Consider the following 24,956-nt stretch of genomic DNA (forward strand, 5'->3'; position numbering starts at 1 on the left):
GAATGAACATATCACTTATAAAAAGTAAACTATTAATTGCAATATTGGTAATTAGTACGTTTCTAACTTCTTGTGCATCAAAAAAAGATATCGTTTACTTTCAAAACGCTAAAAGCTTTGAAACGATTGTAGATACCGATACTTTTAAAGCTAAGCTAAAAGTTGGCGATATTGTAAGTGTTTATGTTTCTACTTTAGATCAAACCGTAACGCAGCCATATAATTTAGTTAGAAATACTGGAGGGCAAGGCGAACTGATAGACTACTTAATAGATGTTGATGGTAATATAGATTATCCTGTTTTAGGTAAAGTAAAGTTGTTGGGGCTTACTGTTGAAGAGGCTAAAAACCTGTTTAAGAAAAAATTTGCAGATGGGCAACTATTAAAAGATCCTGTGGTTATTTTCCGCGTTCTTAATTTTAGAGTTACAGTAGCAGGAGAAGTTAATAGGCCAGGCGTTTATCCTGTTTCGGGAGAACGCGTTTCTATTTTAGAAGCACTTGGTTTGGCTGGAGACTTAACCATAAAAGGTCGTAGAGATAACATATTGGTAGTTAGGGATTTTAATGGCACAAAAACATATACAAGAATCGATTTAACTAATAAAGAAGTTTTTAATTCACCTGTTTATTATTTAACTCAAAATGATTATGTTTATGTAGAGCCTAACAACTCGGCAATAAGTGGTGCTTCCGGTGATGCAAGAATTGGTAATTTAATTACAATTACATCTTTTCTTATAACTACAGCTCTTATATTCATTACTAGAAATTAGAACTATACTATGGCATTAGTCGACAATAATAACCTATCTGATAATACTTCTGAGAAATTTAATCTTAAGAAAACACTTTCTATATATTTTAAGCAATGGAAATGGTTTGTATTAAGCTGTATATTTTTTTTATGTTTAGCCTATGCGCATTTAAGGTATTCAACACCTCAGTATTTAGCTGTTGCTAAAATTATGCTCTTGGATGATAAAGATGCTTCTTCTGCAAGTGCATTAAAGGATTTGTCTATTTTTTCCGAGAAAGAAGATGCCATGGTTGAGGATGAAATTCAGGTGGTTAAATCCAGAAGTTTTTTAAGAAATATTATTAAAAGATTAGGCTTAAATGTTAGCTATTATATAAAAGGACGTGTTAATGAGTCTGAGCTTTATAAGAATTCTCCGTTAACTATTAACTTTATTGAATCTGATTCTGTAATTAATAAAACAAACTTTAATTTTTATGTTGAAGTTCTTTCTTCTACAAATTTTAATTTTAGAATTAATGAAGAAGATGTTCCTACTAAATATACGTTTGGAACAACAGTACCTACGTTTTTTGGAGGTATGATAATTACACCTAAGAATAAAAACATAGAAAGCTATATTGGAAGCAATATTAGGGTAAAAATAACGCCGATGGAATATTTGGCAGAATCTCTAAAGTATAGAGTTTCTATTATGCCTACAGCTAAATCATCGAAAGTTATTGAAGTTAGCTTAACCGATCCGGTTATACAAAAAGCTAAGGATATAGTAAACACGTTGATCGATGAATATAATACGTCTACCATTCAGAAGAAAAATGAAATATCAAAAAACACAGCTAACTTTATTGATAAACGTGTTGAGCTAATAGCTTCAGATCTGGTTAATGTAGATGATAGTATTGTAAAGTTTAAAACTGGGAATAAAATAACCGACGTGGCTTCAGAAACCGGTCAGTTTATTAGTTCTAGTGCATTAAATGAGCAACAATTAGATGCTACAAGAATGCAATTAAACCAATTAAGCTTTATGGAAGATGCATTGGGCGACGATACTTCCCAATATCAAGCTATACCATCTAATTTAGGTTTAGGAGATGCTGCTATTACACAACTTTCGGGAAGGTATAATGAGTTGCTTGAAAGAAGAAGAACACTTTTAAAAAGTGCTGGTGAACAAAACCCTATTGTTTTAGAACTGGATCAAACAATAAAAAGTGTAAGAGATAATCTTCAACAAAGTATTTCTAATTCAAGTAAATCTGTTAGAATTCAATTAGGTAGCTTAGAAAGTCAATCGAAAAGAATTAACTCTAAAATATTTTCTGTACCAGGACAAGAACGTAGATTACGATCTATTGAAAGAAAACAAGGTATAAAAGAATCCTTATATCTATACTTATTACAAAAAAGGGAAGAAGCAACGATATCTTTAACTGCTACCTCTCCAAGTGCAAAAATAATTGATGAAGCTTATAATAGTAAAGGTGGGCCTGTATCGCCTAACAAAGAAGGTACCTATATTATAGCATTGTTCTTTGGACTAATGCTTCCTTTTTCGGTTATATATGTAAAGGATTTATTAGATACTAAAATTCATAATAAAGAAGATTTAGAAAAAGAGATTAAAAACCTAACTGTTTTAGGTGAAATTCCTAGAGTAAAAGGTAGCGATAAAGCTTTAATAGAACGTAACGACAGGTCTATTTTATCTGAATCGTTTAGAATAATAAGAACAAACTTCGACTATGTAAAACGAGGTAGGGAAGCTGGAAATTATGATAATGTAGTTTTTGTAACTTCGACTATAAATGGAGAAGGAAAATCCTTTTTTAGTTTAAACATGGCGCTTACATTGGCCAATACTAATAAACGAGTTTTACTTCTGGGTGCAGATATTAGAAACCCTCAAATTTATTCTGCAATTAATAACAAAAAAGGTAAGGATATTGAAAAAATAGGACTTACAGAATTTTTAGTTGATAAGTCTATAATAGTTGGTGAAACTATTAATCCATACGATATTAATGGAATAAATGTTGATATTTTACTTTCAGGAAAAGTACCGCCAAATCCTGCTGAATTATTGATGAACGATAGAGTAAAGGATTTATTCGATTCTGTTTCTCAACAGTATGATTATGTTATCGTAGATACAGCACCAGCTATGCTTGTTACCGATACGTTATTAATAAGCGAATACGCAGGTCATACCATTTATTTAACCAGAGCGGAATATACCGAAAAACGTATATTGAATTTTGCTAAAGAACTACATGCAGAAAAGAAACTTAACGGTATGATGCTTGTAGTTAATGATGTAAAGCAGTCTAATTTTGGTTATGGAGCCAAATATGGTTACTACGGAGCACCAAAAAAGAAAGGTTTGTTTAGAAGAAGGTCTTAAATAACCGAAAATGTCCGGTTGGTATTTTTGATTATCTTGCCAATATTCTCATTTACTTTTTTATTACTCAATATAAGATTGGAAATCTTATCTACATGTCTTTCATGATGAATATCGGAACCAATAAAATCGACTAATTGTTTATCGATTAAATAATTAGCCGTTTTTTCAACAGGTTTACCATAATAAGCACTTAGTGAAAGCATATTAAGTTGAAAAAAACAGCCCAGTTGCTTAAGTCTTTTATAATAGTTTAGGTTGTTGTGATAGAATGAATAACGTTCTGGGTGTGCTAAAACAGGCAGGTAGCCCTTCGTTTTAATTTTAAAAATGATACTTTCTAAATTTATCGGTGCTTGATAGTACGACATTTCAATAAGTACATAATCTCTTTTTAAGGTAAATAAGTTTCTACTTTCTAATAAGCTTTCAAAATTACTATCAAGCATATATTCGGCAGCTGGATTTAATGTAATGCTATTAAGAAGTTTTGAATCTAAAGCCCCCAATAGTCTCTGATATGCATCTCCGATAGAGTCATCTGTATTGGGATAAGTATCTTGCATGACATGTGGCGTAGGGATAAATTGTTTTATACCTAGCCCTTTCATTCCTTCTATTAAACGCAAAGAATCTTCAATATTCGTTGCACCATCATCAATACCTGGAAGAATGTGATTATGGATATCTACGAAATCTTCTAATAAATCTTTTAGGAATAATTTTTTAGAAAAAAAACGGAGCATTATAGTGTTATAGTATTTACTTTAAGTTAGGTACTCAATTTTAGTTGTCATAAAACTGAAAAGCATCAATAATTATTTGATCATCAACCAGACGGTCAATTACAGGGTTACCAATCGATTCTAATAGTACAAAATTGATGTTACCGTGATTGTTCTTTTTATCGTATTTAAGCAATTCAATTATTGGAGCGTACTCTTCTTTGTTAATCGTAACCTTTCCGTAATAATTAATGAATAAATCCTTGATGTCTATTGTTGTTTGCTTAGGGAACCCTGCTAACTCAGTAGAAATGTAACAGGCTAAAACCATACCTACAATAATGGCCTCTCCATGCAACAAGGTTGTTTTATCAGGATTGCTTAAAAAATAAGATTCTATAGCGTGACCAAGCGTATGACCAAAGTTTAAAGTTTTACGCAGATTATCTTCGTATGGGTCATTTTCAACCACATTCTTTTTAATCAAAACAGATTCATAGATTAAAATATCTAAATCGTTTAAAGTTAATTTGGATAAATCCTTAAACTTGTTCCAATAAGCAACATCGCTAATTAATCCGTGCTTTAGCATTTCAGCCAAACCAGAACGCATTTGATTTTGCGCTAACGTATTAAGATATGTAGTATCGATTAAAACCAGATCGGGATCGCTAATAACACCTATTTGGTTTTTTAAATGCCCTAAATCTACTCCGGTTTTTCCGCCAACAGAGGCATCAACCATCGAGAGCAAGGTAGTAGGAACATTAATATAGGCAATCCCTCTTTTAAAGGTACAAGCAGTAAAGCCACCCATATCGGTAATAACACCGCCACCTATATTTATAAGTAAGCTTTTTCTATCGGCATCCTGCTCCGAAAGTGTATTCCAGATTCCAACGCAAGTATCTATAGTTTTATTAATTTCTCCAGATTCAATTTCAATAATCTCGATAACAATATCTGTTTCAAGCTTTTCCAAGAAATAAGGCAAACAATGTTGATGCGTATTTTCATCAACCAAAATAAATATTTTAGAGAAGTTACGCTCTTTAATATGTTTATTTAGAGGGGTATAGCATGCATCGTTAAAATGAATTGTGCATTCATTTGTGGTAATAGAATCCATAAAAAAAATGTGTGTCTTAAAAGTTGGTGAAATTAAGGAGATTTTACATAAAATGATAGTATTTTATACATAAAATGATAGTATTTTACATAAACGAAATTACATATATGGTTATATTTGCTCAAATTTTTTATATGAGTACAAGACAAATATTCGATAACACAGAAGTTGCATTCTCGTTAAAGAATGATTCTGAATTAGAGCGCGCTTATTTTTTATTTAAAATGATTTCTATCGAACCTTTAGTTAGGATAGGTACAGCAGCTACTAACTTTGCTATTAAAGCAAGATTGCCTATTGAAGGTTTAATCCGTTCTACAGTATTTGATCATTTTTGTGGTGGTGTTAATGAAGCAGATTGCCTACCGGTAATTGATAAAATGTTTTCAAATGGTGTAAGCTCGGTGTTGGATTATTCTGTTGAAGGAAAAGAAAGTGATAAAGAGTTTGATTCCGCAATGGGTACCATTCTTAATATTATTGACTTTGCTAAGGATAAAGACGCTATTCCAATAGCGGTTTTTAAACCTACTGGCTTTGGTAGATTAGCGTTATATGAAAAAGTTGGCAGTGGTAAAACTTTAACCGAAAGCGAACAGAAAGAATGGGATAATATTGAAAATAGATTCGATATAGTTTGTAAAAAGGCGAAAGATAATGACATTGCTATATTAATCGATTCTGAAGAAAGCTGGATGCAAGATGCCGCTGATGCATTAGTAACTAAAATGATGCAAAAGTATAATACTGAAAAACCTATTGTATTTAATACGTTGCAAATGTATAGGCACGATAGGCTGGCCTTTTTAAAAAAGGAACATAAAAAAGCAGAAGCGGGTAACTATTTTCTTGGTTATAAATTGGTTCGGGGCGCTTATATGGAAAAGGAAAATGAAAGAGCTGAAGAACAAGGATATGTTTCCCCGATTTGCGTAAGTAAAGCTGCTACAGACGAAAACTTTGATCAGGGATTAAGATATGTTATAGACAATTTGGACCGTATATCTCTTTTTGCAGGAACCCATAATGAAGAAAGCTCGTATTTGTTAATCGAGTTAATGGCTAACAAAGGTTTGCAAAATAATGATGAGCGTATTTGGTTTGGTCAATTGTATGGTATGAGTGATCATATTAGTTTTAATTTGGCAAAGAATGGTTATAATGTTGCTAAATATATGCCTTTCGGGCCTGTAAATGATGTTATGCCTTATTTAATTAGAAGGGCAGAGGAAAACACTTCTGTTGCTGGGCAAACGAGTAGGGAGCTAATGCTTATAACGAAAGAAAAGAAACGCAGAAAGAAATTGTAATTTAAACATATTTCTTTAAAATAGATTTAACTTCCGGGTTAGGCATATTGGGTGTAATAGCAGCTAATTCGGAAAAGTTAATTTTACTAGTTTCAAGGTTGTTATTTGGTTTAACCAAAAGTATACTTTCATTTTTAGTAGAGATTAAGGTTTCGTGTTTCGAAACAATGTCCTCATGAAGTTTCTCTCCCGGACGAAGCCCAGTAATTTTTATATCAATGCTTTTATTAACAGCATTATAAAGGACTATAACTCTTTTGGCTAAATCAATTATTTTAATGGGGTCACCCATATTGAAAGTATAGGTGTTGCTTTCATCTTTATTAAACGTTGCTATTTCAAGGATTAAAGTACAGGCTTTATTCTTATTAATAAAATAACGGGAAATAGCTTTGTTTGTAATGGTAATCGGCATACCAGACTCTATCTGCTTTTTAAAAAGCGGTAAAACAGATCCGTTAGAACCAAGTATATTACCAAATCTGGTTATAGTGAACTGCGTTTTTGATCCCGAGGATATATGGTCGAGATAATTTTCAGCAATGCGTTTGGACATTCCCATAACACTTACGGGGTTTACGGCCTTATCTGTTGAAATGAATATAAATTTCTTCACATCATGTTCTGTAGATAAGTCTGCTAGCAGTTTTGTACCAAAAATATTAAGCTTAACAGCTTCATATGGGTTTGCTTCCATTAATGGTACATGTTTGTATGCGGCAGAATGAAAGATAAGTGTAGGCTTGTAAGTTTCAAAAAGGTGTCTTAGTGTAGGTTCTTCGATAATATTTAAAAGGAGAAAATCAACATTTTCTGTGTTTTCAAACTCTAAATCCTTTATAAGATCATATAAAGGAGATTCTGCAACATCTACCAAAATAAGTCTTTTATAGCGACAGGCCAATAATTGTTTTGAAAGTTCACTTCCTATAGAACCAGCAGCTCCAGTAATTAAAATTACATCATTGGAAAAATCAAAATTATTTAATTCTTCGTGATGTGTTTTTTTAATGGGAAATAACCCGGAATTAATTAATAATTGGTCTATATGGTTAGAAGTAGACGTATTCATTTTAGACTATAGGTTGGCTTAAATGTCTTGCATTGGGGTGAATGATACATGCAAAGTAAGCATAATAATACTTTAAGCCAAACAGAGTTGCGCATAAAACTACTTGGTGATAACTTTAACTACGGTAATACAAATAAGCTTTAAGTCAAAAAAGAAATTACGCTTCTTAATATACTCTTTATTGAATTTTAATTTATCAGGAATAATGGTATTGATGAAGAAGTCCTCTGGGTCTTCTGCGGCCTTTAGTAGTTCTACCTCATTTCTGTATTTTAATGACGCTAGTCCTGTAATACCCGGTCTAACAACAAAAATTTTCATGTCGTCATTACTGTAAAAATTCACATAATGTCTTAGTTCGGGTCTTGGCCCTACAAAACTCATGTCTCCTTTTAGGATGTTTATTAGTTGAGGAAATTCATCAATTTTATAACGTCTTAAAAAATAACCGATTTTGGTAACCCTGGAATCGTTATTTCCTAAGGTAAGCAATCCTTTTTTTTGCGATTGCACACGCATTGTGCGAAACTTAAAAATATTAAAGTCGATATTGTCCTTACCAACACGACCTTGAACAAAAAAAACAGGCCCTTTAGAATCTAATTTAATTAAAACAGCTATTAATAATAGAATAGGGGATAAAAGGGTTAATCCTATTATAGAAAAAATAACATCGAAACTACGTTTAAGCATTGCTATCTATTCTATTTTTAAATGGGTTATAGTGGCAATGCTATCACAGTTTTCAACAATCAAAACGATGTCCTTCTTTTCAAAACTTCCTTCAATATTGTATACACCACATGGTTCTTGTCTTGCTTTGCTTTCAGAAAAATTAATGCTTCCTTTCTTTAAAAGATAGTTTATAGCTGTAGAATCTAAATTGTTATACACAATTTTTTTCGATCTAATATTTTTTAAAACCCTTGCATCAGGGCCGTAGCTGCAGGATGTTTTTTTACCGTTTAAAAAGAAAGCTAAAATTATTAATCCGATTGAAAAACCTCCCAGATAATAGCCAATACGCTGTATCAGTTTCATTTAATGTGTTTAGTGAAATAAATCGGAATTGTATTCAATTAAAAGATAAGCAGATTAACATCGCTAAAATCCAGATCGAACCAATCACCTACAGATTTACTAGTTAAAATTCCGTGGTAAAAATACAACCCATTTTTTAAACCTTTATCAAATCTTAAAGAATTTTCTATACCGCCTTCTTCAGCAATTTTTAATAAATAAGGTGTGAAGAAGTTACTTAAAGAAACAGATGCCGTACGTGAATATCTGGCTAAAATATTAGGAACACAATAATGTATAACGTTATGTTTAATAAACGTTGGTCTTTTGTGTGTAGTTACTTCGCTGGTTTCTATACATCCACCCATATCTATGCTTACATCAATAACAATTGCGCCTTTTTTCATGGATCGTACCATGTCTTCTGAAACAATTACCGGAGCTCTATTTTTTCCTCGTACCGCCCCAATAACAACGTTACAGCGTTTTAAGGCTTTTGTTAAACTTTTTGGAGTAATTGTAGATGTAAAAAACGGTCTGCCCAGATTGGTCTGTATGCGTCTTAGTTTTGTAATGGAATTATCGAATACTTTAATATTCGCACCAAGTCCAATAGAACTTCTTGCTGCAAATTCGCCAACTGTCCCGGCGCCTAATATAACCACCTCAATAGGCGGTACGCCACTAATGTTTCCAAACATGAGTCCATTACCGTTGCCATCTTTGGTATCAGACAATAATTCGGCGGCTATTAGTACAGAAGCTGTCCCTGCAATTTCGCTTAACGATCTCACAGCTGGGTAAGTACCATCTGCATCGCGAATAAATTCAAATGCTAATGCAGTTATTCGTTTTGCGGCTAGTGCTTCAAAATATTTTTTAGACTGGGTTTTTATCTGCAGTGCAGATATTAATATGGTTTGCGGATTAATAAGTTTGATTTGCTCTATACTTGGGGGCTCAACTTTAAGAATCATAGGACATGCATACACTTTAGCAGTGTCCTTTGTGATTTCTGCACCGGCTTCACTATAGTCTTTATCACTAAAGCTAGCGCCATTCCCGGCACCCGATTCCAATAATACTCTATGACCGTTACTTACAAGGGCAAATACAGCATCCGGTGTTAAACATACTCGTTTTTCTTGAAAGGCGGTCTCTTTTGGAATCCCAATAAACAGCTCCCCCTTACGTTTAAGTATTTCAAGAGTTTCTTCTTGTGGTAAAAGTTGTTGTTTAGTAAAAGGCGAGAGCGATTTTGACATGGTTAGTTCAATTATTTAAAAAATCAAATTACAAATAATTTTTTTATTGTTAACACAAACTAAAAATATTTTTCAACCGTAAAAATAACCATATAATCATTGGTTATTTCGTTTTGTAGGAAAAAATGTCACAAAAAATACAATTATTCCTTAAAATATTTTAAATTAATTATTTATATGTTTGCACTATAACCATTTTTATGATTAAACATTTATCCTATCATTTAATCTTGTTATTCTCTATAACTTCTTTTTCTCAAGAATACAGAATTAATGGATCCGCTAAGGATGATAATAATAATCCAATTGCGTATGCTAACGTAATAGTTACAGGTCTTGGAGTTTCCAAAACGGTAAATGGAACGTCTACAGATGAAAATGGTTATTTTATAATAGAAAACCTAAAGCCAGGTGATTATGTTTTAAAAATTAGTTTTCTTGGATTTAAAGCTTTTATGACTAGGGTAGAGCTCGACAGGAATATTAATTTTAAAACCATCACGCTTAAGGAAAATTTAGAAGCTCTTGATGGGGTTACAGTAGTTGCAAACAGACCTACTATTAAGCGAACGGTAGACCGTTTGGTGTTTAATGTAGAAAATTCCACTTTATCTAATAATAATGTGCTGGATGTTTTAAAGCACACGCCAGGGGTTTTGGTGCATGATGGTACTATAACGGTAAAGCAATCAACCCCTACAGTATACATAAATGATAGAAAAGTACATTTGTCTTCAAGTGAAATCCAGCAACTTTTGGAGGGTACTTCTGCCACTAATGTGAAATCGGTTGAAGTTATTACAAATCCTCCAGCAAAGTATGAAGCTGAAGGAGGAGCAGTACTTAATATAATAACTAGTAAAAATATTATTGCTGGGTACCATGGAAGTGTTTTTGGAAATTATAAACAAGGGAAAGAGTACCCAAAATACTCACTAGGTACCAGTCATTTTTTTAAAACAAAAAAGCTTAGTACTTATGTAAACTATAGTATAAGTCCTAGAAAAGATTTTAGGCATAATAATGAATCTATAAATTTTATAGATGACAACAATCAAATTACTTCAAGTTGGGAAACTGACTTTAAAAGGGGAAGAGAGACAGTTAATCAAAATATAAATGGTAATATCAATTATGATATTGATGAAGATAACAGTTTAGAGTTTTCTACAAGTATACTCTTAAAGCCTAGGAATAATACTAAAACTAATGTTAATTCTTTAACTGAGGTTTTTGGAACTAATAATGTATTAGATTCTACCTTTTTTACGTTAAATCGCAAAGTTGATGAAACCTTTAATTTTGCTTTTACACTAGATTACACCCATAGGTTTAAAAAAGAAGGAGAGAAGCTCACTTTTAGTATGCATCATACCAATTATGATGCTTCAAATTTCCAAAATGTGGATACCGATTATCGCTTTCCCGACAATACGTTTATAAGAAGCAACAGGTTTCAAACATTTTCAAGCCAGATTATAAAATTGTATACTGGACAGATAGATTATGAATTACTAACAAGCGATTCGGTTCAATTCGAGGCAGGAGCTAAGGTGTCTAATATTAACTCCGAGAGTCTTTTAAATCAGTTTAGTTTTATAAATGGAGAAAGAATAGATGATTTGCTAAATTCTGATACTTTTTTATATGATGAAACTAATTATGCTACTTATATGAGTTATTCTAAAGATTGGGAAAACTGGAGTTTAAAATCGGGAATAAGAGCAGAGTATACAGATATTAAGGGGCATTCTTTGTTAACAAATCAAATAAATAAAAATGATTATTTGAAGCTTTTTCCATCTTTTTATTTACTTTATAAATTTAACGACAATAATCAACTATATTTTAATTACAATAAGCGTATCTATAGACCTAGGTATAATGAGCTTAACCCTTTCAAATACTTTTTAAATGATAATACATACATAACTGGAGATCCTAATTTACAGCCGCAGATAGATAATGTATTCACTCTTAGTTATACGCTAAATAATAAGTATACATTTGAAGCTTACTATCATTATGAAGACGCTCCGACATTGGTAATTGTATTTCAGGATAATGATGACAATATACTAAAATACGTTAATACAAACATTGATAGGAGTATTTCTTATGGGTTAGATTTTACAACATATACCAAGCTGTCGAATCATTGGAATTTATATGTATTGTTGTCATTGTTTCATTATGACAACCAATTTTTTGCTTTAGAAAGTGGTAATGAAATTGAAACTAACAATAAATGGTCTGTTTATGGACAAATCACTAATTACTTTTCTTTTTTAAAGGATAAAAGTTTAACCGCAGATATATCATTTACATATATATCGCCAATAGTAGATGGGCCTTCTATTGTGAGTACAAGATATGGGTTGGATATTGATGTGAAGAAAATATTTTGGAATAATAGAGCATCATTAAGCTTAGGTGCTACGGATATTTTCAACACACAAAATTTTACACAAACAACCAAATATTTAAATCAAGACGTATTTCTGAATTCTTGGATGGAAAATAGAATGTTTACTTTAGGGTTTAGTTATAAATTTGGTAATTACAGATTACAAAACAATCAAAAAGATATAGAATTTAGCGAAAGGGAGCGGCTAAATTAAAAATACTGTTTTATTTTCTCCCAAAAGTTTTTTGGAGATATTTTAAATTCGTCTTCCAATTCCTGCAAAGATTTTGTAGCTTCATTTATCTTGTTAAAAATTTGTGCTCTTATTAAATATATAGATGGTATTATAATTACCATTACAGGGATTAAGTATATTAATTGAGAATCATCTACATTTTGTACGTCTTGTCTTAGGGTAGTAAATATTTGAAATATATACATAACAATAGGAACTAATAATGTATGGTACCACCAATGCCTACATGTAAAAAACCAAATAAACAATAGCAATAAAGGAATTAATTTCCCTATCAAAATCCACATAGCGATGCTGGCACTTTCAAAATAACCACTATTATATGTAAATAAAAAAGTGTCCCAAACTTTTGTATTTGGAACACTTTCATGTAAATAAAATAAATAAGGTGTTATAGCTATCAAGGTAGCAACAATACTACCAGTAACTAATTTTTTACTACCCGTGTGTAGGTCTTTTGATTTTGTTTTTTGGAACTGTTGCTGTTTCTTGTCCATCTAAGTTGTATCTGTCCGCAGCTTGAGCCATAAACAACATTCCTCCGAGAATTGCAATTGCAATTAAGTACTTTTTAGTTTTCATTTTTAAAGGGATTTATTAATTAATATACCCAAATGTAACTAAAGGCTATTTTGAAGGATTTCCGGAAATGTTAAAAAAATGTTAAAAACAGGTTTTTTTAAAATTTACTATGTGGTTTTCCCGTAAAACTTCAAAATTTAGGAGTTATTATATGTTATTTATTTGTATAAGCTAATTATTTTTGTTAGTTATTTGTCTTAAAATTAAGCCTTAAAATTCTATTTTCAGAATCTAATTCTAAATCAATTCTATCAAAATGATCCGATAAAATAGGTTCAATTTTTTCAGGCCATTCTATTAATTTCCAATTTTCAGAGTCAATATAATCTTCAATTCCAAAATTATAAGCCTCTTCCAAATCGTTTATCCGATATAAATCAAAGTGGAATATTTTATCATCGTTTAGATGATACTCATTAACGATAGAAAAGGTTGGACTGCTAACTTCATCATCGCTACCTAAAATTTTTACTATGGTTTTTATTAGTGTTGTTTTACCAACACCCATATTGCCATAAAATAATAATGTTTTAGTTTTTACATTTTTAATGAGCTGTTTTGCAACATTTTCAACCTCATTTAGCGTGTAACTTATTTCCAATTTGATTAAATTTTACAGACAATTATAAACATTAAAAATTAAAAAAGCAACAAAAATAATGTATTTTATCGGTGTTTTCGAGCTTTTTATGGATTATTTAGGGTTAAATACTACAAAAGGGATAATCATTTCCTCAAGCGAAACACCACCATGTTGATAGGTGTTTCTAAAATAACTCACATAGTGATTATAGTTATTTGGGTAAGCAAAAAACAGATCGCTTTTTGCGAAAATATAGGAACTGCTCATATTTATGGAAGGTAGACGAACGTCTTTTGGGTTTTTAACCACCAATACATCTTTATCGTCATAAGTTAAGCTCCTTCCTGTTTTGTAACGAAGGTTTAAGCTGGTGTCTCTGTCACCAACTACTTTAGAAGGATTTTTAACATTAATAGTACCATGGTCTGTCGTTAAAATTAGTTTAAACCCTAATTGTTGCGCCTGTTGTATCATGTCTAAAAGTGGCGAATTTTTAAACCAACTTAGTGTTAAAGATCTGTAAGCTTTATCGTTAGATGCTAATTCTTTAACAACTTCCATTTCTGTTTTGGCATGCGATAGCATGTCTACAAAATTATATACAATAACTGTGAGGTCGTTATTTTTAAGCGATTTGAAATTCTCAGCTAACTTTTTCCCATTTTTTAAATTGGTGATTTTATGATAGTCATAATTTAAATGTGTTAAACCTAATCGTTTTATTTGTGTATCTAAAAAATCTGCTTCATGCAAATTTTTACCACCATCATCGGTATCATTTTTCCAATATTTTGGAAATAGTTTTTCCATATCGCTAGGCATCAATCCTGAAAAAATAGCATTACGTGCATATTGAGTAGCAGTTGGTAGGATACTAAAGAAAGCTTCTTCTTTTACCTTTTTATAGTAATTGTTAATTATAGGCTCGAAAACTTTCCATTGATCGTAACGCAGATTATCAATAAGAATCAATATAGTAGGTTGCTCCTTGGTGATCTCTGGTGCTATTTTTTCCTTAAAAAGCATGTGAGACATTATAGGAGACTCCGTATTAGGGTTAAACCAATTGGCATAATTTTTTTCAATAAACTTTCCGAACTGAATATTAGCCTCATTTTTCTGGGATTCTAAAATTTCAAACATACCAGCATCTTCGATATCTTCGAGCTGGATTTCCCAGTACAAAAGTTTCTGATACAAATTCACCCATTCCTCATAAGAATTTACCATAGACAATTCCATAGCAATTTTCCTAAATTCTTGCTGGTAGTTCGAAGTTGTTTTTTCAGATATCAATCGCGAATGGTCTAAATTCTTTTTTAAACTTAATAGGATTTGGTTTGGGTTTACAGGCTTAATAAGGTAATCGGCTATTTTATTGCCAATGGCCTCTTCCATAATATATTCTTCCTCACTTTTGGTTATCATAACCACCGGAAGATTGTCTTGTTTTTCCTTTATTTCATTTAATGTTTCCAGCCCAGTAAGTCCGGGCATGTTTTCATCTAAAAATACAATATCAAAACTTTTGTCGTCAATAATATCAATGGCTTCCGTGCCACTCATACATGTAGTAACATCATAATTGCGTTGTTTTAAAAATAAAATATGAGGTTTTAGTAAATCTATTTCGTCATCTACCCAAAGTATTTGTATTGTATTCATTCAAATGGTTTTAATAAGCATTTATTTGATAAATTGTTTTTAACAATGTCATAATATATAGACATCATATAAGTATATTTGTGTCTAATTAAACATTAACTTTTCAAGTTTGAACAAACTTAAAATATTAAACGACCCAATTTACGGATTTATTACCATTCCAAATTCGCTTATTTTCGATTTAATACAGCACAAATATTTTCAGCGGTTACGTAGAATTACTCAAATGGGTATGTCTTATTTGGTTTATCCCGGTGCACATCACACAAGATTTCATCATGCCATTGGTTGTATGCATTTAATGCAACAAGCGGTTAATGTACTTCGTTTTAAGGAAGTTACAATTTCAGAAGAAGAAGAAACGGGGCTTTACGCTGCTATTTTATTGCACGATATTGGTCATGGTCCATTTTCTCATGCCATGGAACATAGCATCGTTAATAAGGTCTCTCACGAAAATATTTCCTTGCTTTTTATGGAACTTTTAAATAAGGAATTTAACGGAAGTTTAACGCTTGCCATCCAGATTTTTAAAGGCGAATACCATAGAAAATTTATGTGTCAGCTCATTTCTGGTCAATTGGACATGGATCGAGCCGACTATTTAAAAAGAGATAGTTTTTATACCGGGGTAGCAGAAGGAAACATAAACAGTGAACGTTTAATTACGATGCTTAACGTTGTTGACGATGAATTGGTTGTTGAAGAAAAAGGAATTTATAGTGTAGAGAAATTTATTGTGGCCAGACGACTTATGTATTGGCAAGTATATTTGCATAAAACTGGATTGGTAGCAGAACAATTGTTGATTCGAGCTTTAAAGCGAGCAAAAGAATTATACAGCAAAGGAGTGAAATTAGAGGCGAGCAAGGCGTTGTTGTTTTTCATGGAAAATAAAATATCTATCGATAATTTTAATAATGATACACTAGATGTTTTTGCACGATTAGATGATTATGATATTATTTCGGCTATGAAGCACTGGCAATTTCATGACGATTTTGTACTGAGCAATTTAAGCGAAATGATTATCAATAGAGATTTATTAAAAATCAAAATAAAGAATAAGCAGATTAAAACGCAAAACCTAGAAAAGCATATTCAGAGTTTAATAGATAAGTATAATATAAGTAGGGAAGAGGCAAAATATTTTGTGTTTACCGGAGAAATTTCCAACCAGGCATACCAGTTAAAACATCAGGGTATAAACATTTTACATAAATCGGGAAAGATTCAGGATATTGTTAAGGCGTCAGATCAACTTAACCTTAAAGCACTGTCTAAACCAGTAACAAAATATTACATATGTTACCCTAAGGAAGTACTATAGTTATTTTTTGTGTTAAAAAAAAGAAATAACGGCATTAAATGCGCGAATTAGCTAAAGAAAACAATAAGAATCCTATCATGGAAAACTTTAGTACATTTTTCCTATTTTTGCGTCAATCTAACAAAAAATTACAAACTTTTCAGTGTGAAATTTACAGCACAGCAAATAGCAGAAATATTACAAGGTGATATTGTAGGGAATCCAGATGTAGAAGTTTCAAAGTTATCTAAAATAGAAGAAGGGACTCAAGGCTCTTTAACATTTTTATCCAATCCTAAATACACACAGTACATATATTCTACAAAAGCTTCGGCGACTATAGTTAACAAAAGCTTTGTTCCCGAAAACGAAATTGATACGACCTTAATTAAGGTTGAAGATGCTTATGCAGCTTTTAGTAAGTTGCTTGAGTATTATAATATGGTAAAGCTTAACAAAACGGGAGTAGAGCAACCTTCATTTATATCAGAATCTGCCAAATATGGCGACAACATTTATATTGGAGCCTTTTCCTATTTAGGCGAGAATGTTACACTAGGCAATAATGTTAAGGTTTTTGCCAATTCTTATATAGGAGATAATGTTACTATTGGAGAAAACTCTGTTGTTTTTTCTGGAGCCAAAATATATTCAGATACCATTATAGGAGATTCTTGTGTTATAAACTCTGGAGTTATTATTGGAGCAGACGGTTTTGGTTTTGCACCTCAAGAAAATGGTAGCTATAAAAAGATACCGCAAATAGGTAATGTTATTTTAGAAGATAACGTTGATGTAGGTGCAGGTACTACTATAGATAGAGCCACAATGGGATCTACAATAATAAGAAAAGGTGTTAAACTTGATAATCAAATTCAAATAGCGCATAACGTAGAAATTGGCGAAAATACCGTTATTGCTGCCCAAACCGGAGTAGCTGGTTCTACTAAAGTTGGTAATAATTGTTTAATAGGTGGTCAGGTAGGTATTGCAGGGCATATTACAATTGGTAATAATGTTAAAATACAAGCCCAATCCGGAATTGCAAGAAATGTAAAGGATGATGAAGTACTACAAGGTTCTCCGGCACTACCAATTACAGATTATAACAAGTCTTATGTGCACTTTAAAAACTTGCCTAAAATCGTAAAAAATATTAATGACTTAGAAAAAATAAATGGGAATAGTTAATACCGAAATAAAACAAAAAACCATTAAAGACAGTGTCTCTTTAACCGGTGTTGGTTTACATACAGGAAAAGATGTTACTCTAACTTTTAAGCCAGCTATAGCTAATGCAGGATTAGCATTTAAACGCATTGATTTAGAAGGAGAACCAGTAATTGAAGCTGATGCTAATTATGTTACTAATACGCAACGAGGTACCTGTTTAGAAAAAAATGGTGTAACCATTCAAACATCAGAACATGTACTTGCTGCTTTAGTAGGTCTAGATATTGATAACGCCATAATTGAATTGAATGCTTCAGAGCCACCTATTATGGATGGTTCTTCTAAGTTTTTTGTTGATGCCCTTGAGAAAGCTGGTATTGTAGAACTTGATGCATGCAGAGAAGAGTTCGTAATTACCAATATTGTTTCGTATACAGATGAAGAAACAGGCAGCGAAATTTTAGTAATGCCATCTAAAGAATACCAGATAACTACCATGGTAGATTTTGGTACTAAAGTTTTGGGAACACAAAATGCTACTTTAAATCGAATTTCAGATTTTAAAAAGGATATTTCGAATTCCCGTACATTTAGTTTTCTGCATGAAATAGAAATGCTTTTAGAGCATGGTTTAATTAAAGGAGGCGATTTAAATAATGCTATAGTATATGTAGATAAAGCATTATCCCCAGAAACCATGGAAAAACTAAGAGTTGCGTTTAAAAAGGACTCAATAGCCGTTAAACCAAATGGTATTCTAGATAATTTAACCTTACACCATCCTAATGAAGCTGCACGGCACAAATTGCTTGATGTTTTAGGGGACTTAGCACTTATTGGAACTAGAATTCGTGGAAAAATAATCGCGAATAAACCAGGGCATTTTGTAAATACGCAGTTCGCCAAAAAACTGTCTAAAATAATAAAGAACGACCGTCGTAACAATGTACCAAGTATAGATTTGAATCAACCGCCTTTAATGGATGTTAATCAAATTATGGCAATGCTTCCTCATAGACAACCATTCTTATTAATAGATAAGGTTTATGAGCTTACAGATAATTATGTAACAGCTATAAAGAATGTGACCATGAACGAGCAATTTTTTGCAGGTCACTTTCCGGGAGCTCCGGTAATGCCTGGTGTTTTAATTGTAGAAGCTATGGCGCAAACGGGTGGTATTTTAGTACTTAACACCGTTCCAGACCCAGAAAATTACTTAACCTTTTTCATGAAAATGGATAATGTTAAGTTTAAACAAAAAGTAATGCCTGGAGATACGCTAATATTTAAATGTACGTTAATTACACCAATACGCCGTGGTATATGCCACATGCAAGGTTATGCATATGCGAATGGTAAATTATGTGCAGAAGCAGAACTTATGGCTCAAATCTCTAAAGTAAAAAAATAAATATGAACCAACCACTAGCATACGTTCACCCAGGTGCCAAAATTGCTAAAAACGTAGTAATTGAACCTTTCACAACTATTAATAACAATGTAAAAATAGGAGAGGGTACTTGGATAGGTAGTAACGTAACCATCATGGAAGGTGCCCGTATTGGTAAAAACTGTAATATCTTTCCAGGCTCTGTTATTTCTGCAGTGCCACAGGACTTAAAATATAACGACGAAGATACCACAGTAGAAATTGGTGATAATGTTACCATAAGAGAATGTGTAACAATCAATAGAGGTACAGCAGACAGAATGAAAACCGTTATTGGCAATAATTGTTTAATAATGGCATACTGCCACATTGCACACGATTGTATAGTAGGGAATAATTGTATTTTCTCTAATAACAGTACACTGGCTGGCCACATAACTATAGGAGACTATGTTGTTTTGGCTGGAATGACAGCCGTACACCAGTTTGTATCTGTAGGGAAACATGCCTTCGTTACTGGAGGGTCTTTGGTTAGAAAAGATGTACCTCCCTATGTAAAGGCAGCAAGAGAACCTTTATCTTATGTAGGTATAAATTCGGTAGGTCTTAGAAGACGCGGATTTACAACCGAAAAAATAAGAGAAATTCAGAATATTTTTAGAATACTCTATCAAAAAAACTATAATAATACCCAAGCTTCAGAAATTATTGAAGCCGAAATGGAAGCAACACCAGAACGTGATGAAATACTGCAATTTATTAAGAATTCACATCGAGGTATTATGAAAGGGTATTTCAAATCAAATTAATTTAAACTAAAGATTATTAAGGAATATGGCAACGACAAGCGACATTAGGAATGGATTATGTATTAGATACAATCATGATATTTTTAAAATTATTGAATTTTTACATGTAAAACCTGGTAAAGGCCCCGCTTTTGTAAGAACAAAATTAAAAAGCGTTACCACAGGTAAAGTGATTGACAATACCTTTTCGGCAGGTCATAAATTAGATGATGTTCGAGTTGAGACACATAAGTTTCAATTTTTATATAATGAAGGAGAAACCTATCATTTTATGAATACAGAAGATTATTCTCAAATAGAACTTCAAAAAAACACCTTAGATAATCCAGATCTAATGAAAGAAGGCGAAGTTGTAACTGTACTGATTAATTCTGAAGATAGTATGCCACTTTCAGTTGAAATGCCTGCTAGTGTTATTTTAGAAGTTACTGCAACAGAACCGGGAGTAAAAGGGAATACTGCAACCAATGCAACGAAACCGGCAACAGTTGAAACTGGAGCAACAGTTAATGTACCTTTATTTATTAATGAAGGCGACAAGATAAAGGTTGAAACGGACAAAGGTACTTACAAAGAGCGTGTTAAGGAATAATTTATAAATGAAGTTTCCTAAACCATACACTTTAAAAAACATAGCGCAATTAATAGATTGTACGTTTGTAGGTGCTGATGATTTTCCTGTATTGGGAATGAATGAAATTCATGTGGTAGAACAAGGAGATATCGTTTTTGTAGATCACCCTAAATACTACGATAAAGCTCTTAATTCTGCAGCCACCATCGTATTAATTAACAAAGAAGTAGATTGCCCATCGGGTAAAGCATTGTTAATTAGCGACGATCCCTTTCGGGATTTTAATAAGCTTACAAACCACTTCAAGCCATTTCAATCCGCTAATAGTCAAATATCAAGTACAGCCATTATTGGTAAAAATACAGTTATACAACCTAATAGTTTTATAGGACATAATGTCGTAATAGGTGATAACTGTACAATCCATTCCAACGTAAGCATTTATGATGACGCCGTAATAGGAAATAACGTTACCATTCACGCAGGCTCTGTTTTAGGTGGTAATGCTTTCTATTATAAAAACAGACCAGAAGGTTACGATCGTTTAAAATCAAGTGGTCGTGTTGTTCTAGAAGATCATGTAGATATTGGATCTGGCTGCACCATAGATAGAGGTGTAACAGCAGATACTAGAATTAAAGAAGGAACGAAAATCGATAATTTGGTTCAAATAGGACATGATACTGTTATTGGAAAGAAATGTTTAATTGCATCTCAAGTAGGTATAGCAGGCTGTGTGGTAATTGAAGACGAAGTAACTATTTGGGGTCAAGTTGGTATTACCAGTGGTATCACCATTGGTAAAAAAGCTGTGATATCTGCCAAAGCGGGCGTTAGTAAATCTTTAGAAGGCGGTAGAGGGTATTTTGGAATTCCTGCAGACGATTTTCGCTCAAAATATAAAGAAATTGCAGCTATTAAAAAGATTCCAGAAATACTGGAAAAGTTAAAAGAACAAGACAATCAATAGAGCTAAGTGTTTTTAAAATAAAAAGTAGTGTTTTACTTTAAAATTTTAATACAAAAAATTACATTTGCTCAACAAAAAAATTATAAAAGACAAATATATCTCCTATGAGTGTTTTAGTAAATAAAGATTCAAAGATTATAGTTCAAGGATTTACAGGAAGTGAAGGTACATTTCACGCTGGTCAAATGATTGAATACGGAACCAATGTTGTTGGTGGTGTTACACCTGGCAAGGGCGGACAAACACATTTAGATAAGCCAGTTTTTAATACTGTTTTAGATGCTGTTAAAGAAGTTGGAGCAGATACAACTATTATTTTTGTACCACCTGCTTTTGCAGCAGATGCCATTATGGAAGCTGCCGATGCAGGTATTAAAGTTATTATAACAATTACAGAAGGTATCCCTGTTGCAGATATGATTAAGGCTTCAGACTACATAAAAGGCAAAGATTGTCGCTTAATAGGCCCTAACTGTCCAGGAGTTATTACTCCAGAAGAAGCTAAAGTTGGTATCATGCCAGGTTTTGTTTTCAAAAAAGGAAAAGTAGGTATTGTTTCTAAATCGGGAACTCTTACTTATGAAGCTGCAGACCAAGTTGTAAAACAAGGTTTAGGAATTACTACAGCGATTGGTATTGGTGGAGATCCAATTATTGGAACCACAACTAAAGAAGCTGTTGAGTTATTGATTAACGATCCAGAAACTGAAGCAGTTGTAATGATAGGAGAAATAGGCGGACAATTAGAAGCCGATGCTGCTAATTGGTACAAAGCGAGTGGAAGTAAAAAGCCAATTGTAGGTTTTATAGCAGGAGAAACAGCGCCAGCTGGTCGTACCATGGGACATGCCGGAGCTATTGTTGGTGGAAGTGACGATACTGCACAAGCAAAAAAGAAAATAATGAGAGCTTCTGGTATTCATGTAGTTGATTCTCCAGCAGAAATTGGAAAGAAAGTAGCCGAAGTACTAGGCTAAGCTTAGTAATTCATTAAAATATAAAATCCGTTGACTTTTAGTTAACGGATTTTTTTGTGTCATTATGAGACCTGTCAGGTCTGTTTTAATTACAAGTAGTTTATTAAAAAGTAAATACTGTTTATTTATATGTAAATACATCTTGCAAATTCGTATAAATAGTTACAACTAAAATAAATTTAAAATATAAGGGTAACAAAAATACTGTTGGATTGATATACTAGTATAAAGCTAAAAACAGGAAATCATGAAAACACAAAAAATAATAGTAGGATTATTAATTTTAGGATTAAGCCTTATCAGTTGTTCTAAAAATGATGATGATATAAAAATTATTGAGAGCACACCAGAATACCCCATGAAATCTTTGATTGAGGATGGTGTTATAGAATTAACCAATACAAAGATAAACAGTCCAAACACCTTTGAATTAGGATACAAATTCAAAACTTTTAAAAATGGTAAAATAACAGCCCTAGGAATTCGAGTACCCGATAATGATACTTACAGGGTATCGTTTTGGAATGTTGATACCGAAGAACTGCTAAAAACTATGGAAATTACCTCCAGCTCAGGATTGTTATCCTTTGAAGACATTGAACCTATAAATATAGAGTCTGGCACAGCATATTTCGTTTCAATTAACACAAACGATTACTACATATTTAACGATGGTGGAGATGTGATGTTTCCAGCAGAAACTAATAATATTCTTGTGTTGGGTTACGGAGCGTATTTTGGACAGAGCCAAACCCTGCCAGAGACTTATGTTAAAACAGCTTATTTAGGAATGGTTGATGTAAAGTTTATTCCTAATAATTAACACGTTTCGTTTCAAAAAAGAAGGTAAACACTGTTCGGTTACTATAAACGAACAGTGTTTATCTGTTTATTAATTAGGGAACTCTAGTATATTTAATAGAGGTATTAAACCCTTCAATATTCAGTATAATAGTTTCCCCTTCCTCCGCAAGATTGGAAATATCAAAAGAAGTTGTAGCAGATACAGAAGTTGGTTTAGTAAGGTTTTCCTTGATACTGAATTTTAAGCGTCTTTGTATAGGGTCGCTTTCCAGTATTTCATCAGCATCTACCAATGTAACATCTTTAATTTTGTCTTGAGTAGAGAGAATACTAAACGTAATATTTAAGCAATTATCATTAATTTCTACCGATGTAATTGGTGACGACTTAAGCGCTTTATAGAGTTTAGAGCTAATTATAGTTCCCTTATCACAATTCCTGTCGGTATACAATACTTTTTTATTGATAGCTTCAGTATCAAAATCAGGACAAGTATTTAATCCCGCTATACCTCCAAATTCGCAAATTTTATTTTTGTCACAATCGTAAACGGTAATAAGGTTGTCCGCACAATCTATGCAGTTATTTATTGAAAAAACAGTTTGCTTTTTATAATCATACTGTGTTATTTCTAAATCGTTAGTATTTGCGCTATTTAGCAATTCTTTTAGCCATTCAATATTTTCAAGCGGATCAGTTGAGCATATTTTAGAAGAAGGATTATCGTCGGTTTCATCACATCCTAAAAATAGAGCTAATAATAAAAAAGGAAGAAAATATTTCATAGTACTTCGGGATCAACAGTTAGTATTAAATTCAATTATTAGATGCAGCCAATAAATAAAGGTTGCGTTAAAAGCAGTCTTTTAATTATCATCAATAATATGATTTTGTGTTATTTTTTATATGTTACAACATTGTATTTCCTATATTTGAACATCTAATTTATTAACGAAATTCAAGAACAAAATACACGATGGATATAATTGTGTTTTTGTGTTAAATTAAATATATCTAAATGAAATTATTAGAAGGAAAAACGGCCATAGTTACAGGAGCAAGTCGTGGAATAGGTAAAGGAATTGCTAAAGTATTTGCAGAACAAGGTGCTAACGTAGCATTTACATATAGCTCGTCGGTAGACGCTGCAAATGCATTAGAATCAGAATTAAATGCATTAGGAATAAAGGCTAAAGGATACCAGAGTAATGCAGCTAATTTTGATGAAGCCCAAAAATTAGCAAACGAAGTTGTTGCAGAGTTTGGAAGCATTGATGTTTTGGTAAATAATGCAGGTATTACAAAAGATAATTTACTAATGCGTATTAGCGAAGAAGACTTCGATACGGTTATAGAAGTAAACCTTAAGTCTGTTTTTAATATGACAAAAGCGGTACAACGTACCATGCTAAAACAGCGCAAAGGATCAATTATAAATATGAGTTCGGTAGTTGGAGTAAAAGGTAATGCCGGGCAAACAAATTATGCAGCTTCTAAAGCTGGTATTATTGGATTTTCTAAATCGGTTGCCTTAGAATTAGGTTCAAGAAATATAAGAAGTAACGTAGTTGCTCCAGGTTTTATAGAAACAGAAATGACCGCAAAACTTGATGAAGAAATCGTAAAAGGATGGCGAGCAGGTATTCCTTTAAAGCGAGGAGGAACACCAGAAGACATAGCGAATGTTTGTGTGTTTTTAGCAAGTGATATGAGTGCATATGTAACCGGACAAACTCTTAATGTAGATGGAGGGATGCTAACATAAC

General features: G+C 32.4%; 23 protein-coding genes. 13 read left to right on the forward strand and 10 right to left on the reverse strand.

Going from position 1 to position 24,956, the window contains the following annotated elements; genetic code table 11:
* The first annotated feature begins 2 nt into the window (after window positions 1-2).
* Both C1H87_RS00485 and C1H87_RS00490 read left to right on the forward strand, forming a co-directional pair.
* Window positions 3-776 carry a polysaccharide biosynthesis/export family protein gene (locus C1H87_RS00485; RefSeq protein WP_102753934.1) on the forward strand — a complete coding sequence of 258 codons (774 nt, stop codon included), beginning with the start codon at window positions 3-5 and terminating at the stop codon, window positions 774-776.
* Window positions 777-785: 9 nt separating this feature from the next.
* Window positions 786-3,167: a GumC family protein gene (locus tag C1H87_RS00490; RefSeq protein WP_102753935.1), complete on the forward strand. Its 2,382-nt coding sequence runs from the start codon at window positions 786-788 to the stop codon at window positions 3,165-3,167.
* On the opposite strand, the gene C1H87_RS00495 is transcribed toward C1H87_RS00490, so the two are convergent.
* Together C1H87_RS00495 and aroB are read right to left on the reverse strand one after the other, a co-directional pair.
* A complete protein-coding gene (locus C1H87_RS00495; protein WP_102753936.1) occupies window positions 3,164-3,913 on the reverse strand; it encodes a tyrosine-protein phosphatase in 750 nt (249 codons plus the stop codon). The genes C1H87_RS00490 and C1H87_RS00495 overlap by 4 nt on opposite strands.
* A gap of 40 nt (window positions 3,914-3,953) precedes the next feature.
* Window positions 3,954-5,021: a 3-dehydroquinate synthase gene (aroB, locus tag C1H87_RS00500; protein ID WP_102753937.1), complete on the reverse strand. Its 1,068-nt coding sequence runs from the start codon at window positions 5,019-5,021 to the stop codon at window positions 3,954-3,956.
* A 134-nt stretch (window positions 5,022-5,155) separates the two neighbouring features.
* Here aroB and C1H87_RS00505 point away from each other — a divergent pair, with 134 nt between their 5' ends.
* Window positions 5,156-6,331, forward strand: coding sequence for a proline dehydrogenase family protein (locus C1H87_RS00505; protein ID WP_102758125.1), 1,176 nt, complete (start codon window positions 5,156-5,158; stop codon window positions 6,329-6,331).
* A gap of 1 nt (window position 6,332) precedes the next feature.
* Here C1H87_RS00505 and C1H87_RS00510 read toward each other — a convergent pair whose 3' ends face one another.
* The 4 genes from C1H87_RS00510 to C1H87_RS00525 form a co-directional block, all read right to left on the reverse strand.
* Window positions 6,333-7,403 carry a polysaccharide biosynthesis protein gene (locus C1H87_RS00510; protein WP_102753938.1) on the reverse strand — a complete coding sequence of 357 codons (1,071 nt, stop codon included), beginning with the start codon at window positions 7,401-7,403 and terminating at the stop codon, window positions 6,333-6,335.
* A 99-nt stretch (window positions 7,404-7,502) separates the two neighbouring features.
* Window positions 7,503-8,096, reverse strand: coding sequence for a sugar transferase (locus C1H87_RS00515; protein ID WP_102753939.1), 594 nt, complete (start codon window positions 8,094-8,096; stop codon window positions 7,503-7,505).
* A 6-nt stretch (window positions 8,097-8,102) separates the two neighbouring features.
* Window positions 8,103-8,444 (reverse strand): hypothetical protein, encoded by a 342-nt coding sequence (locus C1H87_RS00520; RefSeq protein WP_102753940.1) that lies wholly within the window; start codon window positions 8,442-8,444, stop codon window positions 8,103-8,105.
* Between the two features lie 38 nt (window positions 8,445-8,482).
* Complete coding sequence (locus C1H87_RS00525) at window positions 8,483-9,688, reverse strand: alanine dehydrogenase (protein ID WP_102753941.1); 1,206 nt, start codon at window positions 9,686-9,688, stop codon at window positions 8,483-8,485.
* 200 nt (window positions 9,689-9,888) lie between these two features.
* Here C1H87_RS00525 and C1H87_RS00530 point away from each other — a divergent pair, with 200 nt between their 5' ends.
* The gene (locus tag C1H87_RS00530; RefSeq protein ID WP_102753942.1) at window positions 9,889-12,309 is read left to right on the forward strand and encodes a TonB-dependent receptor domain-containing protein; all 2,421 of its coding nucleotides are present in this window, start codon (window positions 9,889-9,891) and stop codon (window positions 12,307-12,309) included.
* Here the strand turns inward: C1H87_RS00530 and C1H87_RS00535 are convergent.
* From C1H87_RS00535 to porX, 3 genes are all read right to left on the reverse strand, one after another.
* Complete coding sequence (locus C1H87_RS00535; protein ID WP_102753943.1) at window positions 12,306-12,848, reverse strand: hypothetical protein; 543 nt, start codon at window positions 12,846-12,848, stop codon at window positions 12,306-12,308. The genes C1H87_RS00530 and C1H87_RS00535 overlap by 4 nt on opposite strands.
* 269 nt (window positions 12,849-13,117) lie before the next feature.
* Window positions 13,118-13,534 (reverse strand): tRNA (adenosine(37)-N6)-threonylcarbamoyltransferase complex ATPase subunit type 1 TsaE, encoded by a 417-nt coding sequence (gene tsaE / locus C1H87_RS00540; RefSeq protein ID WP_102753944.1) that lies wholly within the window; start codon window positions 13,532-13,534, stop codon window positions 13,118-13,120.
* Window positions 13,535-13,627: 93 nt separating this feature from the next.
* On the reverse strand, window positions 13,628-15,181 hold the full coding sequence (gene porX / locus C1H87_RS00545; protein WP_102753945.1) for a T9SS response regulator signal transducer PorX: 1,554 nt from the start codon (window positions 15,179-15,181) through the stop codon (window positions 13,628-13,630).
* A gap of 109 nt (window positions 15,182-15,290) precedes the next feature.
* Between porX and C1H87_RS00550 the strand changes: the two genes are divergently transcribed.
* The 8 genes from C1H87_RS00550 (at window position 15,291) to C1H87_RS00585 (ending at window position 23,209) form a co-directional block, all read left to right on the forward strand.
* Complete coding sequence (locus C1H87_RS00550; RefSeq protein WP_102753946.1) at window positions 15,291-16,511, forward strand: HD domain-containing protein; 1,221 nt, start codon at window positions 15,291-15,293, stop codon at window positions 16,509-16,511.
* A 144-nt stretch (window positions 16,512-16,655) separates the two neighbouring features.
* Window positions 16,656-17,681, forward strand: coding sequence for a UDP-3-O-(3-hydroxymyristoyl)glucosamine N-acyltransferase (lpxD, locus tag C1H87_RS00555; protein ID WP_102753947.1), 1,026 nt, complete (start codon window positions 16,656-16,658; stop codon window positions 17,679-17,681).
* Window positions 17,668-19,077 (forward strand): bifunctional UDP-3-O-[3-hydroxymyristoyl] N-acetylglucosamine deacetylase/3-hydroxyacyl-ACP dehydratase, encoded by a 1,410-nt coding sequence (locus C1H87_RS00560; RefSeq protein ID WP_102753948.1) that lies wholly within the window; start codon window positions 17,668-17,670, stop codon window positions 19,075-19,077. The genes lpxD and C1H87_RS00560 overlap by 14 nt, the downstream gene beginning before the upstream one ends.
* A gap of 2 nt (window positions 19,078-19,079) precedes the next feature.
* A complete protein-coding gene (gene lpxA, locus C1H87_RS00565) occupies window positions 19,080-19,865 on the forward strand; it encodes an acyl-ACP--UDP-N-acetylglucosamine O-acyltransferase (protein ID WP_102753949.1) in 786 nt (261 codons plus the stop codon).
* A gap of 25 nt (window positions 19,866-19,890) precedes the next feature.
* On the forward strand, window positions 19,891-20,457 hold the full coding sequence (efp, locus tag C1H87_RS00570) for an elongation factor P (protein WP_102753950.1): 567 nt from the start codon (window positions 19,891-19,893) through the stop codon (window positions 20,455-20,457).
* Between the two features lie 7 nt (window positions 20,458-20,464).
* On the forward strand, window positions 20,465-21,409 hold the full coding sequence (locus C1H87_RS00575) for a UDP-3-O-(3-hydroxymyristoyl)glucosamine N-acyltransferase (protein WP_102753951.1): 945 nt from the start codon (window positions 20,465-20,467) through the stop codon (window positions 21,407-21,409).
* Between the two features lie 104 nt (window positions 21,410-21,513).
* Complete coding sequence (gene sucD, locus C1H87_RS00580) at window positions 21,514-22,386, forward strand: succinate--CoA ligase subunit alpha (protein ID WP_102753952.1); 873 nt, start codon at window positions 21,514-21,516, stop codon at window positions 22,384-22,386.
* Window positions 22,387-22,633: 247 nt separating this feature from the next.
* Entirely contained in the window at window positions 22,634-23,209 is a 576-nt protein-coding gene (locus C1H87_RS00585) for a DUF4082 domain-containing protein (RefSeq protein ID WP_102753953.1), read from the forward strand.
* Between the two features lie 73 nt (window positions 23,210-23,282).
* Here the strand turns inward: C1H87_RS00585 and C1H87_RS00590 are convergent, their stop codons facing one another.
* Complete coding sequence (locus C1H87_RS00590) at window positions 23,283-23,975, reverse strand: DUF6970 domain-containing protein (RefSeq protein WP_102753954.1); 693 nt, start codon at window positions 23,973-23,975, stop codon at window positions 23,283-23,285.
* Window positions 23,976-24,208: 233 nt separating this feature from the next.
* Here C1H87_RS00590 and fabG point away from each other — a divergent pair, with 233 nt between their 5' ends.
* Window positions 24,209-24,955, forward strand: coding sequence for a 3-oxoacyl-[acyl-carrier-protein] reductase (gene fabG / locus C1H87_RS00595; protein ID WP_102753955.1), 747 nt, complete (start codon window positions 24,209-24,211; stop codon window positions 24,953-24,955).
* Window position 24,956: the final 1 nt, after the last annotated feature.

Origin of the sequence: Flavivirga eckloniae (genome assembly GCF_002886045.1) — a bacterium.
Lineage (GTDB): Bacteria > Bacteroidota > Bacteroidia > Flavobacteriales > Flavobacteriaceae > Flavivirga > Flavivirga eckloniae.

Bases quoted from the DNA above. Each gene is read 5' to 3' on its own strand.
- C1H87_RS00485 (WP_102753934.1), top strand. From the start codon at position 3: ATGAACATATCACTTATAAAAAGTAAACTATTAATTGCAATATTGGTA.
- C1H87_RS00490 (WP_102753935.1), top strand. From the start codon at position 786: ATGGCATTAGTCGACAATAATAACCTATCTGATAATACTTCTGAGAAA.
- C1H87_RS00495 (WP_102753936.1), bottom strand. From the start codon at position 3,913: ATGCTCCGTTTTTTTTCTAAAAAATTATTCCTAAAAGATTTATTAGAA.
- aroB (WP_102753937.1), bottom strand. From the start codon at position 5,021: ATGGATTCTATTACCACAAATGAATGCACAATTCATTTTAACGATGCA.
- C1H87_RS00505 (WP_102758125.1), top strand. From the start codon at position 5,156: ATGAGTACAAGACAAATATTCGATAACACAGAAGTTGCATTCTCGTTA.
- C1H87_RS00510 (WP_102753938.1), bottom strand. From the start codon at position 7,403: ATGAATACGTCTACTTCTAACCATATAGACCAATTATTAATTAATTCC.
- C1H87_RS00515 (WP_102753939.1), bottom strand. From the start codon at position 8,096: ATGCTTAAACGTAGTTTCGATGTTATTTTTTCTATAATAGGATTAACC.
- C1H87_RS00520 (WP_102753940.1), bottom strand. From the start codon at position 8,444: ATGAAACTGATACAGCGTATTGGCTATTATCTGGGAGGTTTTTCAATC.
- C1H87_RS00525 (WP_102753941.1), bottom strand. From the start codon at position 9,688: ATGTCAAAATCGCTCTCGCCTTTTACTAAACAACAACTTTTACCACAA.
- C1H87_RS00530 (WP_102753942.1), top strand. From the start codon at position 9,889: ATGATTAAACATTTATCCTATCATTTAATCTTGTTATTCTCTATAACT.
- C1H87_RS00535 (WP_102753943.1), bottom strand. From the start codon at position 12,848: ATGGACAAGAAACAGCAACAGTTCCAAAAAACAAAATCAAAAGACCTA.
- porX (WP_102753945.1), bottom strand. From the start codon at position 15,181: ATGAATACAATACAAATACTTTGGGTAGATGACGAAATAGATTTACTA.
- C1H87_RS00560 (WP_102753948.1), top strand. From the start codon at position 17,668: ATGGGAATAGTTAATACCGAAATAAAACAAAAAACCATTAAAGACAGT.
- lpxA (WP_102753949.1), top strand. From the start codon at position 19,080: ATGAACCAACCACTAGCATACGTTCACCCAGGTGCCAAAATTGCTAAA.
- efp (WP_102753950.1), top strand. From the start codon at position 19,891: ATGGCAACGACAAGCGACATTAGGAATGGATTATGTATTAGATACAAT.
- C1H87_RS00575 (WP_102753951.1), top strand. From the start codon at position 20,465: ATGAAGTTTCCTAAACCATACACTTTAAAAAACATAGCGCAATTAATA.
- sucD (WP_102753952.1), top strand. From the start codon at position 21,514: ATGAGTGTTTTAGTAAATAAAGATTCAAAGATTATAGTTCAAGGATTT.
- C1H87_RS00585 (WP_102753953.1), top strand. From the start codon at position 22,634: ATGAAAACACAAAAAATAATAGTAGGATTATTAATTTTAGGATTAAGC.
- C1H87_RS00590 (WP_102753954.1), bottom strand. From the start codon at position 23,975: ATGAAATATTTTCTTCCTTTTTTATTATTAGCTCTATTTTTAGGATGT.
- fabG (WP_102753955.1), top strand. From the start codon at position 24,209: ATGAAATTATTAGAAGGAAAAACGGCCATAGTTACAGGAGCAAGTCGT.